At 45.3% G+C, this 11,822-nt stretch carries 11 protein-coding genes; 7 read left to right on the top strand and 4 right to left on the bottom strand.

All coding sequences use genetic code 11. The annotated features are described in order from the left end of the window. Positions 1 to 18 precede the first annotated feature (18 nt). The 6 genes from Q8W40_RS19935 to Q8W40_RS19910 all read left to right on the top strand — a co-directional run bounded on the left by Q8W40_RS19935 (position 19) and on the right by Q8W40_RS19910 (position 7,017). The gene (locus Q8W40_RS19935) at positions 19 to 750 is read left to right on the top strand and encodes an SDR family oxidoreductase (protein ID WP_305399681.1); all 732 of its coding nucleotides are present in this window, start codon (positions 19 to 21) and stop codon (positions 748 to 750) included. 71 nt (positions 751 to 821) lie between these two features. Then, positions 822 to 2,450, top strand: a complete 1,629-nt coding sequence (locus Q8W40_RS19930; RefSeq protein WP_305399679.1) for an FGGY-family carbohydrate kinase — start codon at positions 822 to 824, stop codon at positions 2,448 to 2,450. Positions 2,451 to 2,681: 231 nt separating this feature from the next. Then, entirely contained in the window at positions 2,682 to 3,635 is a 954-nt protein-coding gene (locus tag Q8W40_RS19925; RefSeq protein WP_305399677.1) for a YbgA family protein, read from the top strand. A 27-nt stretch (positions 3,636 to 3,662) separates the two neighbouring features. Further along, positions 3,663 to 4,481: a MerR family transcriptional regulator gene (locus tag Q8W40_RS19920; RefSeq protein WP_305399676.1), complete on the top strand. Its 819-nt coding sequence runs from the start codon at positions 3,663 to 3,665 to the stop codon at positions 4,479 to 4,481. Between the two features lie 7 nt (positions 4,482 to 4,488). Further along, entirely contained in the window at positions 4,489 to 5,973 is a 1,485-nt protein-coding gene (gene phrB, locus Q8W40_RS19915) for a deoxyribodipyrimidine photo-lyase (protein WP_305399675.1), read from the top strand. A gap of 144 nt (positions 5,974 to 6,117) precedes the next feature. Further along, a complete protein-coding gene (locus Q8W40_RS19910) occupies positions 6,118 to 7,017 on the top strand; it encodes a L,D-transpeptidase family protein (protein WP_305399674.1) in 900 nt (299 codons plus the stop codon). Between the two features lie 122 nt (positions 7,018 to 7,139). On the opposite strand, the gene Q8W40_RS19905 is transcribed toward Q8W40_RS19910, so the two are convergent. Further along, complete coding sequence (locus tag Q8W40_RS19905) at positions 7,140 to 7,430, bottom strand: Lpp/OprI family alanine-zipper lipoprotein (RefSeq protein WP_101111640.1); 291 nt, start codon at positions 7,428 to 7,430, stop codon at positions 7,140 to 7,142. A gap of 359 nt (positions 7,431 to 7,789) precedes the next feature. Here Q8W40_RS19905 and Q8W40_RS19900 point away from each other — a divergent pair, with 359 nt between their 5' ends. After that, a complete protein-coding gene (locus tag Q8W40_RS19900) occupies positions 7,790 to 9,136 on the top strand; it encodes a DEAD/DEAH box helicase (protein WP_126608998.1) in 1,347 nt (448 codons plus the stop codon). Positions 9,137 to 9,272: 136 nt separating this feature from the next. On the opposite strand, the gene Q8W40_RS19895 is transcribed toward Q8W40_RS19900, so the two are convergent. The 3 genes from Q8W40_RS19895 to Q8W40_RS19885 form a co-directional block, all read right to left on the bottom strand. Then, on the bottom strand, positions 9,273 to 9,758 hold the full coding sequence (locus Q8W40_RS19895) for a YbaK/EbsC family protein (RefSeq protein ID WP_305399673.1): 486 nt from the start codon (positions 9,756 to 9,758) through the stop codon (positions 9,273 to 9,275). Between the two features lie 18 nt (positions 9,759 to 9,776). Further along, positions 9,777 to 10,715 (bottom strand): alpha/beta hydrolase family protein, encoded by a 939-nt coding sequence (locus Q8W40_RS19890; protein WP_305399672.1) that lies wholly within the window; start codon positions 10,713 to 10,715, stop codon positions 9,777 to 9,779. A 77-nt stretch (positions 10,716 to 10,792) separates the two neighbouring features. Continuing rightward, positions 10,793 to 11,806 carry a LacI family DNA-binding transcriptional regulator gene (locus tag Q8W40_RS19885; RefSeq protein WP_101111636.1) on the bottom strand — a complete coding sequence of 338 codons (1,014 nt, stop codon included), beginning with the start codon at positions 11,804 to 11,806 and terminating at the stop codon, positions 10,793 to 10,795. Between the last annotated feature and the right edge of the window lie 16 nt (positions 11,807 to 11,822).

The following is an 11,822-nucleotide window of genomic DNA, read 5'->3' as shown; positions in this document are numbered from 1 at the left end:
GAATAAGGAATAGAACCTATGAAAATGAACATTGAAGGAAAGGTTTACGCGATTACAGGTGCGGCATCAGGGATTGGATTAGCCTGCGCAAAAGCGTTGATTGACGAGGGGGCAACCGTTGTTCTGATTGATAGAAGCAAAGATGGTTTAGAAAAAGCCTGCGAAGATTTGGGTCCATTGGCTCTGTCATTGGAGGTGGATCTGATGGATTCGCATCAAGTTTCGGGCATGCTCGACGGCATTTTAGCGCTGACCAATGGAAAGCTCGATGGGTTTCATGCCAATGCGGGTTCGTATGTTGGGGGAATCTTTGCCGAAGGGGATCCAGATGAATGGGATCGCATGTTGAATCTCAATATCAACGCAGTATTTCGATCTGTTAAAGCGGTGCTGCCGCATTTAATCGAGCAAAAATGTGGTGATATTGTTGTGACCAGTTCGATAGCTGGGTTTATTCCTGTGGTTTACGAGCCTATTTACACCGCGTCGAAACACGCCATTCAGGCTTTTGTACATTCGCTACGACGCCAACTGATCCCTCACTCTATACGTGTAGGAGCGGTTGCTCCAGGACCCGTTGTAACGGCCCTTCTGGATGACTGGCCAAAAGACAAGATGGAAGAAGCGTTAGCAAACGGCAGTTTAATGCAAGCCGAGGAGGTGGCGGACTCCATTGTCTTTATGCTGACGCGGTCGTCTGGGGTGACGGTTCGAGATTTGGTCATTCTACCCAATAGCGTAGAGCTCTAAGCGGATCGTACCGAGCGGTGAGTGATAAACGGTGATCGATAAACGGAGAGTAGTAAATAGGAGCAAGCAAAGTGCAAAGTACCGATAAATACGTGATTGGCGTGGACGTAGGAACAGGAAGCGCTCGTGCAGGTGTGTATGATCTCCAAGGAAAAGAGATCAGTACAGCAAAGTGCGATGTGCTGATGTTCAGCGATGAAAACGCAAGATACGAGCAATCATCCGATCAAATTTGGGATGCCGTGGGCAATTGTGTTCGCGCAGCGGTGAGTAAGGCGCGCATTGATAAACACCACGTGATTGGAATTTCATTTGATGCGACATGTTCTTTGGTTGTGATTGGCGATTACGACCAGCCCCTGCCTGTTGGTGTTCACAATCATGCAGACCGAAACGTGATTGTCTGGATGGATCAACGAGCGACGCCGCAAGCCAAGCGCATCAATGAAGAAGGGCACTCGGTTCTTAGCTATGTCGGCAACCGAATTTCGCCAGAAATGGAAACACCAAAGTTGTTGTGGCTGAAAGAAAACCTGCCAGATACGTATTTAAACGCAAAGCACTTCTTTGACCTGACGGACTTTCTGACATGGAAGTCTAGCGGGTCGCTCTCACGCTCTATATGCACCACAGTGTGCAAATGGACTTACCTAGCGCACGAAAACCGCTGGGACGAGACGTATTTCAACCAATTCGGGTTAAATGAACTCACCAGTGACAACTTCGCTAAAATAGGGACCACTGTTGTTGCTCCAGGGACTTCGCTTGCACAAGGTTTAACGCAAGATGCTGCCGCGCACTTGGGGTTACCCGTCGGGGTGTCCGTTGCGGCAGGGTTGATTGATGCCCACGCTGGTGGCGTTGGTTCGGTCGGTGCGGTTAATGAACACGGTATTTCTGATCCAACGGCTAGCCTTGCGTATGTTTTTGGCACATCGGCTTGCACCATGACCACGTCTACAACCAAAACCTTGGTATCAGGTGTTTGGGGACCGTATTTTTCTGCGATGATCCCCGGAATGTGGCTGAATGAGGCAGGGCAGTCTGCTGCAGGTGCCGCGATGGATCATTTGATTCAGTCGCATCCAGCGTTCACAGAACTTAAAGCCATGGCGCAAATACAAAGTTGTACGCCAGTTCAATACTTATCCTCGCAGGTAAAAGCGCTTTGCCCATCACTCAGCGATGCTGTTTTTCTCGCCAAAGGGCTGCATGTTCTTCCTGAATTTCTTGGGAATAGAGCGCCTCACGCCGATCCAGATGCTCGAGGGGCGATATTAGGGCTTGATATGGACGATTCGATCGAGAGCTTAGTTAAATTGTATGTGGCGGGGCTATGCGGTTTAGCGTATGGGTTGAAACAGATCATTGATGCACAGTCGGCAGAAGGCATTCAGGTTAGGCAGGTAGTAGTGAGCGGCGGTGCGGGGCAAGATCCACTTATTCGCCAAATTTTGGCAGACGCAACAGAGCTGCCAGTGGTTGCACCAGTCGCAAGTGAGCCTGTGATACTCGGTAGTGCCATTATGGCCGCGGTTGCGGCTGGCGCATTTAATGATGTGTTTGAAGCAATGAAAACCATGTCGCACTTCGGCGAGCAATACTCCACTGCGACAGAAGAAGTGGTGAATATACATCGTCAGCGTTATGCGGCTTTCATTGAAATTCAAGAAGTGAACAAAAAATTTAGAGAAATTTAAAGCGTTATAAATACATCATATTCATGCCATTTACATTTTTAATATCAATGAATTAAGTGAAAATATTTAGAGCGGTTTTACAACTAAGTAATAAACGATACAAAATTATTTTTTGTATCGATGTGATCGAAATGCTATAGATTCTTGTACAAGAAAAATAATTGTACAAAACATCCACCCAACCTGATTAACCAACTCAGTCTTACAACTGATATGGTTAGGGAGAAAACTATGGCAGCGAATGAAATTAAAATTGGTGTAAGTTCGTGTGTAATCGGAGAGAAAGTACGTTTCGACTCTGGACACAAAATTAATAACTTTTTAACGAAAGACTTTTCGGAGTACGTCAGTTTTGTTCCCGTCTGCCCTGAGGTTGGAATAGGGCTACCAGTGCCGCGCCCTACCATTCGTCTCATTAGTAATGAAGAACGAGTTGCTCTTGTCGAAACAAAGAACCCCGACCAAGAGTACACGGATCGCATGATGGATTTTTCAAAAAGCAAAGTTGAAGAATTGATCCCTGAGAACCTATGCGGCTATGTCGTTTGTGCAAAATCTCCAACTTGTGGGATGGAGCGAGTTAAGGTGTACAAGAAAAACAGCGCCGACAAAAATGGCGTTGGGCTTTACACCAAAGTACTAATGGAAAAAATGCCGTGGCTCCCTGTTGAAGAAGATGGGCGCTTGCACGATCAGTTCTTAAAAGAAAATTTCATTGCGCGAGTTTATGCTCTGCATGATTTTTACCAATCTATGGATGGAAAACCGACGCCTGGGAAAATCGTTAAGTTTCATTCACGCTACAAACTCAGCTTAATGGCGCATCACCCTGAATCTTATCGCTCTATTGGTCGTCTGGTTGCCAACATTAAGCATTACGATTCCGAAGCGTTTTATATTCAATATCGTAACGAATTCATGAATGCGCTTAAGCACCGCGCAAGTCGAAAAAACACAACCAATGTCTTGATGCATCTTCAGGGCTATTTCAAACGTGATCTGAATGGAAACCAAAAGAAAGAATTGGCGGACACTATTCATGAATATCGCCAAGGTTTGTTACCTTTGCTGGCTCCGTTAACACTGATCAAACACTACTTGAATTCGTACCCAGACCAATACTTAGAAACCCAACGATTTTTAGACCCATACCCACAAGAACTGAGATTAAGATATGGGCTGTGAGAACCTAAATTATGAAAACCTTTAACTATGAAAGATCTTAATCAGGAAAACCCTCGATTTGCCATTCGAGAGGTCTCTGAGATGACTGGAATCAAACCCGTTACGCTGCGCGCATGGCAAAGGCGTTACGGTTTGATTCAACCCAAACGAACTCAAAAGGGTCACCGTCTTTTTTCCGAAAAGGATATTAATGACATCCGTGAAATTCAGGGGTGGCTTAATAAAGGTGTCCCTATTGGGAAGGTGAAAGAGTTAATCCGCGGCGGTTCGAAATCGAATCTCGCTGAACCGAGTGAAGAATCATTGAGAGAAGTAGATTCTCTGCTCGATTCCATTGCCAAAATGGATGCTCAGAAGGGCGATAAAATTCTCTCCGCTTTGTTTAAGGAGTACCCAACTCAGCACATTGTGAACAAGGTGATTTACCCTGTTCAAGAAGCCTTGGATTCCGTAAAAGGGACGCAGCGTTCCCTTCAAACCTCTCTGTTTCGCTCTCTAGTTATGGTGGTATCAAACCGGATCATTGAATCGGAAAACAAAGTATCTCAGAACAAAAAAGCGTTACTTGTGAGCTTTGATACCCCCGGAAGTGTGGACACTCGAATTCATGCACTTTTGCTTTCAGACAGCGGAAACCGCGTCACTATGCTGGAAGGTGTGGAAGACGTGAGTGGGCTACCTGAAATGGTGGACTCAGAATCTGTTTCTCAAGTTTACTTTCATTGCAGTAAAAACATCAGCAGTAAGACGGCTGGAGACATTAAGTCCTTCGCAGCATTAGATGCGTATGAAGTGGGGTATTCTCCGCTTATCCAGCAAGTGTATTTCAATCAGATAGAAGAATAACAATAGTATGCAATTGGTTTGGTTTCGTCGTGATTTAAGAACATTGGATAACACCGCACTCTCACAAGCAATAGCAACCGGACAGCCTGTCATTGCACTGTATATCGCGACACCGCAGCAATGGGAATCCCACCATATGGCTCCCATTCAAGCGGATCTGATTTATCGGCGTTTGTATGAATTGCAGCGAGAATTACACGAGTTAAATGTCCCCTTGGTTTATGCCGAGGTGTCGACCTTTGCGGAGCAAGCCGATTTAATATCTAAGCTACTTACTTACGACAAAATTCAAGGCTTACACGCCAATATTGAATATGAATGGAACGAAAAGCAGCGAGATTCGTCCATCGAAAGCCTGTGTCCACCATCAAAAAACGTTCATCTCTATCACGACAAATGTGTCCTACCTCCGCGAAGTGTTCTCAACAAAAAAGGTGAGTATTTCAAAGTCTTCACGCCATTTAAGCGAGCGTGGCTAAATCAGGTTTCTCTGGCTGGTGTTTCTGTCTTTCCACGTTTAAAAAAGGGCAACGATGAGGTGCCGGAAGTGACGTTTCTTCAGCCACTGGTTAGCCAATTCAATTCTAAGTGCCATTTCAGCTATCCTCGGACGGACAGCAATCAATATGATGTTTGTACGGAAGCACTGATTCATCAGCTTCGTGATTTTTGCGCAGAGAGTCCTCTTAGCTCTCACAATGCCCTCAGTTCAGAAAAAAACGCGCTTCGTCATACGAAAAGCGTTGATCGCTATAAAGAAGATCGAGACTTTCCTTTTATAGAAGGGACAAGCAAGTTGTCACCCTATCTGGCGCTCGGCTTTCTTTCTGTTAGGCAGTGCGTCGCTCGTTTGACTTACCAGCAAAGTATGGACGACCTCAATGAAGGTGAACAAATTTGGCTGAGTGAATTAGTGTGGCGAGAGTTTTATCAACATTTGCTCGATTTTGAACCAAAATTGAGCAAAGGCTTACCGTTTATTGACTGGGCGATCGATCTTGAGTGGCACAATAACAAGGATTGGTTTGAACATTGGAAAAATGGCACAACAGGGTATCCGATTGTCGATGCAGCAATGAGGCAGCTCAATTCTACTGGTTGGATGCATAATCGGCTAAGAATGATTGTGGCGAGCTTTCTAACCAAAGACTTGTTGATTGATTGGCGCTGGGGTGAAGACTATTTTCTGTCAAAACTTGCAGACGGAGACTACGCGGCAAACAACGGGGGCTGGCAATGGTCGGCTTCAACAGGGTGTGATGGGCAGCCGTACTTTCGAATTTTTAACCCGATATCTCAGGGAGAAAAGTTTGATACTCAAGGCGAATTTGTGCGCCAGTGGATTCCGGAGTTAAAACAGGTACCATCGAAATACATACATCAACCTTGGATGTGGTCAGAAAGCCACACGCTAAATTATCCTGAGCGTGTTGTTGACCATAAAACTCAGCGCGAGCTGGCATTGAGTATGTATAAGAAAGCAAAAGGTTAAGTAATTTGAATTCGGGTTCAATCATAAGAACCCGAGGTAATGGTGTTGACGATGCGCAAGCGTTGCTGACATGATCTTGCTTAGCTGAAGAACTAGGCTGATCGAAAGCAATGTTGAACGAAAGAACTAGAGGCAAAAGTAGGGATGAAGAAAGCGGTCGTTGGTGTTTGGTTGGTATCCTTGGTTGCATCGTCGGTTTCGGCAGCAACATTTCCGTTGCCTATTGAAGGCAGCAATATCGCAGGGACCGTGCAGCGACATGTGGTTCAAGAGGGAGAAACCTTCGCCCTAATCGCTAAACAATACGATGTTGGTTTTCCTTCACTCATGGCTGCCAATAAAGGGTACGACCCCTTCCTTCCTTCTGAAGGCTCCGTGTTAACTATTCCTACTCACTTTATTCTTCCGGATACGCCCAGAAAGGGCATTGTTATCAATTTGCCAGAGCTGCGGTTGTATTATTACCCCAAAGGCGAAGACATTGTTCACGTGTTCCCTGTAGGCATTGGCCGGGTTGGGCGAGATACGCCTGAGATGGTTACGCGAATTTCAAGCAAAATTCCAAACCCGACATGGACTCCCCCTAAATCGATCCGCAAAGAATACGCAGAAAAAGGCATCAGTTTGCCAAGAGTGGTTCCCGCAGGGCCAGAAAACCCTTTGGGTGACTATGCCATGCGTTTAGCGTATGGATCTGGAGAATATCTGATTCACGGAACCAACAAAGACTTTGGTATTGGGCTGCGTGTCAGCGCGGGCTGTATCCGAATGGAGCCTAAAGACATCGAATGGCTGTTTAAACAGGCGAACAAAGGTGAACAGGTAAGGATCATTAATCAACCAATCAAAATGTCGCTAGAACCGGACAGAAGTGTGTTTATTGAAGTGCATGAGCCACTAACCAACAGCAAAGGCGTTCAAGCAAGGCTAGAGTTGCCAATGGAACTTGGCTGGTGGATGGATGAGTTTAATATTTCAGATGCGAAAGCGAAGGCCGCGGTTCAAGTACAAAACGGCGTGCCAATCGAAATTGCCACGCCATAAATAACCTAATCTCTTAATAACCCAAGTTCAGGTTACATAATTTGATATCAGCCGTTTAAATCCGGCTGCAAGCGAAAATATCTGGGTGACCAAGGCACCCATTTTTTACATAATCTCTGAGCTTACTTAGTATAAGACTGCGCGATGTTATCGATACGGCTGTTTGCACGTGCCGCTTCTTGTTGAGCCGACATCGCAGCGCTCTTAGCACCATTCGCCGCTGAAGCTGCTTCTTCTGCTTTCATGCTCGCTTTTTCTTGAGAAGATTGAAGCGAAGAAACTTGCTGACTGAGCTGCTGAACCTGATTAGTTAGCTCATCCAGTTTGCTGGAAGCTGTGTCTGGCGCGCCAGAACAACCTGCCAAAAACAGAACTGAAGAAATACCCGCTGCTAAAAGTAATTTGCTGTTCATAAGAACTCCTTGTTGGACATTTTTTTATAGCTTGTTTTATTCCCTAATTTCCCGCACATAAAGCTTTTTGTTAAATGGCTTTGATTGTTTAGGTATGAAAGGTTGCTACTCAATCATAGTGCCGCTTGTGAGAAAACGTAAATCAGTACCACTCACATGTGGTCACCAGTCTCTAATATGGCACAAAAATCCGCCATCTGATGGCATCGTTCTAAAATCTAACATGAAAATGACAAATTTGTAGATAGCGTGACAAAACGATACACATGAGGGCTAGTAAGAATAGCGACTATTTTTTGTGATCTGGTCCTTAAAAAGAGTTATCATACGGCGCTGATAAAACACCTTGTACCACCTTATTGGAGAATCCTTTGCAATTTAAAGACTTAGGGCTAGATAACCGCTTATTGAAAAACCTGAAGCATTACGACTTCAAGCAAGCAACTGATATTCAACGTCAATCCATTCCCGTTGTTATTGCAGGTAAAGACCTGTTGGCATCGTCTAAAACCGGATCGGGTAAGACGTTAGCATTCGTATTACCGTTGCTTCATAAAGCGCTTAAAACCAAAGCTTTCTCTGCGAAAGATCCAAGAGGGGTCATTTTGGCGCCGACTCGTGAGCTTGCAAAGCAGGTGTACGGTGAACTTCGCGCCATGTTAGGTGGTTTATCTTACGATGCGACCCTTATTTTGGGTGGTGAAAACTTTAACGATCAGGTTAAAGCGCTTCGTAAATACCCTAAATTCATTGTCGCGACGCCAGGACGTTTGGCCGACCACCTTGAGCATCGTTCTATGTTTCTCGATGGCGTGGATACGCTGATTCTTGATGAAGCAGACAGAATGCTGGATTTGGGTTTTGCTCCAGAGCTTCGCCGAATTCACAATGCAGCGAAGCATCGCCGTCGTCAGACACTCATGTTTTCAGCGACGCTGGATCATGCGGAAGTGAACGACATTGCTTCTGAAATGCTGAATGCACCAAAACGCATTTCTGTTGGCAGCGCGAACGAAGAACACAAAGACATTACGCAAACTTTCTATCTTTGTGATCACCTTGATCACAAAGAAGCGATCATGAATCGCATCTTGGAAGAGTCTGAGTACCGCCAGGTCATTATCTTCACAGCAACTCGTGCGGATACTGAGCGATTAACCAAAGAGTTAAACGAAAAGAGCCTGAAGGCCATGGCGTTGAGCGGCAATTTAAACCAGACGCAGCGCAACAACATCATGAGCCAGTTTGAGCGCCATGTTTTTAAAATATTGGTGACCACCGATGTTGCCTCTCGCGGGCTCGACATTGCGAGCGTGACTCACGTGATTAACTTCGATATGCCAAAGCATACTGAAGAATACGTGCATCGTGTGGGTCGTACTGGACGTGCGGGTAACAAAGGAAATGCCGTGTCGCTTGTTGGTCCTAAAGATTGGGATAGCTTTAAGCGAGTCGAGAATTTCTTACAACAAGACCTTTCTTTCTCTGTGTTGGAAGGCCTTGAAGGTAAATTCAAAGGTATCAAACCACGTAAGCCTGATTATCGCAAAAACGCGGGTGATGCTAAGAAGAAACGCAAGCCACAAGCGAAGAAAGGCGCTAAGAAGCCAGCCAAGCGTGATAAAACTTTCCTCACAAATGTGGCGGTTGGTGATCAGGTATTTATGCCGAAGAAGAAAAAGCCACAGCCGCCTAGCGACGATTAAAATGGCGAGTTAATGAAAAACATGCTCCGTCAATGAATACGAAAGCCCAGCTAACTAAGCTGGGCTTTTTGCCAAAATAAAACTTTTGTCTCAAGTAAAACTACCGCCACAAATAAAACTATCGCCACAAATAAATCTATTGGCAAAGGCTTAACCAACTGCCTTGCGTTAAAGACTGAAGCTGTTCAGATTGGAGCTTGAATACGGAATTTGGTGAACCCGCGGCTGCCCATATTTCAGAGTATTGTTTTAAGTCTTCGTCCAGCACAGTGATAATGGGTTGAGTATGGGCGATGGGGGAAACGCCACCAATAGAAAAGCCAGTAAAGGTCTTAACCTGTTTTGCCGTGGCTTTGCCAAGAACAAATCCAGTTGCTTCTTCCACTTTGTCTAAGCTGACAGTATTCGTACCCGATGCGATGATCATTATGGGTTGTTCTGAAATCTTATCGACAAACACCAACGACTTGGCTATTTGTTCAACGTTGCAGCCGATGGCATTGGCTGCATCTTTTGCCGTGTGGGTATAGTCGGGGAGGGTTAACACATCGAAATGCCCTCCGTGGTTTTCCAAATGCTGTTTGACTCTTTCTATACCTGAGCTTATCGGCTTGTTTTCCATCTGCGTTTTCTCGCTGGGTTATTTTGGTTTATCAGACTCCAACCACTGTTGAACATCTTTAATGACCGTTGGCACTTGGCTTTGCCCATCCTGATCATTAAAAGCATGGTCCAGTCCTGCAAGCGAAAGGTATTCAATATTAGATTTTCCTTCCTTTTTAAGAAGGTTAAATTGTTCCAATGCCGATTTCACGGAGACGCTGCTGTCTTTTTCGGCTTGAACAAGCAAAACAGGCACCTGCGTTTTTCTTAATACGTCCGTTTGGTTTAGCTCTAATATTTCCCGCCACCATGCAAAGCCATGACCACTTACATTAAACTCAACAGGTTCGCTGTTAAGTACGTATTGAGTGAACTCTTGGACTTCTTGCATCACTTCAGTATAGGTTTTTTTATCCGTTATCTCCGATTTTATTGCATGTTCAAGATCGTCGATAAAACGCGCGCCACCGCCATTAAATGCCACTACTTTGGAAACGGTTTCTGGGTATTGCGCAAGGAAGTTCGCGACAAGCGCTCCTTCACTGCCACCGACGGCATAAACGTTTTTATAGCGATGTTGAGAACGGACATGAGAGATAACTTTGAGGTGGTCATCAACCCGCTGGCTAATGCTGTCTTTTTGAACAAAACTTTCTGGGCAATCTGCTCGTTCAGGATCTTCGTCGTAGGAAAGCGACTGAGTAATACCGTATTTCTCTACCGTTAAAAGATCGGCATTGGGTGCAACTGTCGGCAGACCCTCTTTGATCATTTCAACTTTGGTGACGCTATTACAATCAGAACCTTGTATAAGAACCAGCAAGGTGTCGGAGGGTTTTTCATTTTCAATGGATAAATAGTAATGAATATTACTGCTATCGGAACGAGGCAAAGTTTGGGCTTGTTCCGCTTGCGCAGTCATTGAAAACATGACTGCTAACAGGCTAAGAAAAACGGGTTTAAGTTCGCTCATCATTATGCTCCACGCGTCAGACTAGTTATGGACGAAGGTCGTTAAGGACGACGATGAGTGTAGGATGAGAACAGTTAATTTTATCGAAATGGAGATTTGGTGGATTGGCGAACAATCAATTCAATAGGGGGCATTCGTGTTTGATGGTTTTCACCAGACATCAACTTGAGTAATGCGTCGGCGCATACGGCACCCAGCTCTTCGATGGGTTGACGAAGCGTGGTTAATGCTGGCGTGAAAAAAAGTGACGTTGGAAGATCGTCAAAACCTATAACAGAGACATCTTCTGGCACTTTCATGTTTCGATCATGCAGCGCTTTTATTGCACCGTATGCAGTTTGGTCATTGGCTGCAAACAGCGCAGTAAAGTGTGTATTTGAGTCGATTAATTCCAGTGTTTTTTCATACCCCGACTCTGAACTGAAGTCGCCTTGTTTTACCAATGATTTCCCTGCCTTGATACCGGCTTCATCCAGAGCCTTTTTATACCCTAAAAAGCGCGAACGAGAGTCTGGTTGATTGGAATGCCCCTTGATGTGCGCTATTGCGACATGTCCTTGTTGCAGAAGATGTAACGTTGCCATGTATCCGCCAAGCTCATTGTCGATCGATAAAGAAAGGACGTTGTTCCCGTTGACGTGATAGCCCACCGCAACGACAGGCGTAGCATCGCTGAACTCAAGAATCTGCATCTCGGTTAAGCTACCCGTAAATATGATGACGCCATCAACATGGCTTTGAGCGAGGTAATCCAGCGCGTGCAGTTCTTGGCTGTTATTCCAATGACCGGAAGCAATGACCAATGAATAGCCATGTGCCATCAACGTGCTTTCCATGTTGATCAACATTCGGTTGGTATGGGGGCTTTCTGGGTTTTGGACCAGAACCCCAATGGTCATCGAGCGCTTTCCAGAGCCAAGCGTCATTTGAACGTTAGGCTTGTAGCCCGTCGCTTTCAGTGCTGCTTCGATATTGGCGCTTTTTTGTTCTGAAACATAACTGCTTCGGTTTAAAAAACGCGACACGGTACTAACTGAAACCCCTGCGTGGCGGGCGACATCATATACGGTGGATTCTTTTTTCTTTCTCGTCATGATTCCTCAGAAGATG

This window comes from Vibrio penaeicida, from assembly GCF_030689305.1.
Taxonomy (GTDB): Bacteria; Pseudomonadota; Gammaproteobacteria; order Enterobacterales; family Vibrionaceae; genus Vibrio; species Vibrio penaeicida_B.
The sequence above is the reverse complement of the archived record's forward strand: the minus strand, read 5'-3'. Positions and strand labels throughout refer to the sequence as shown.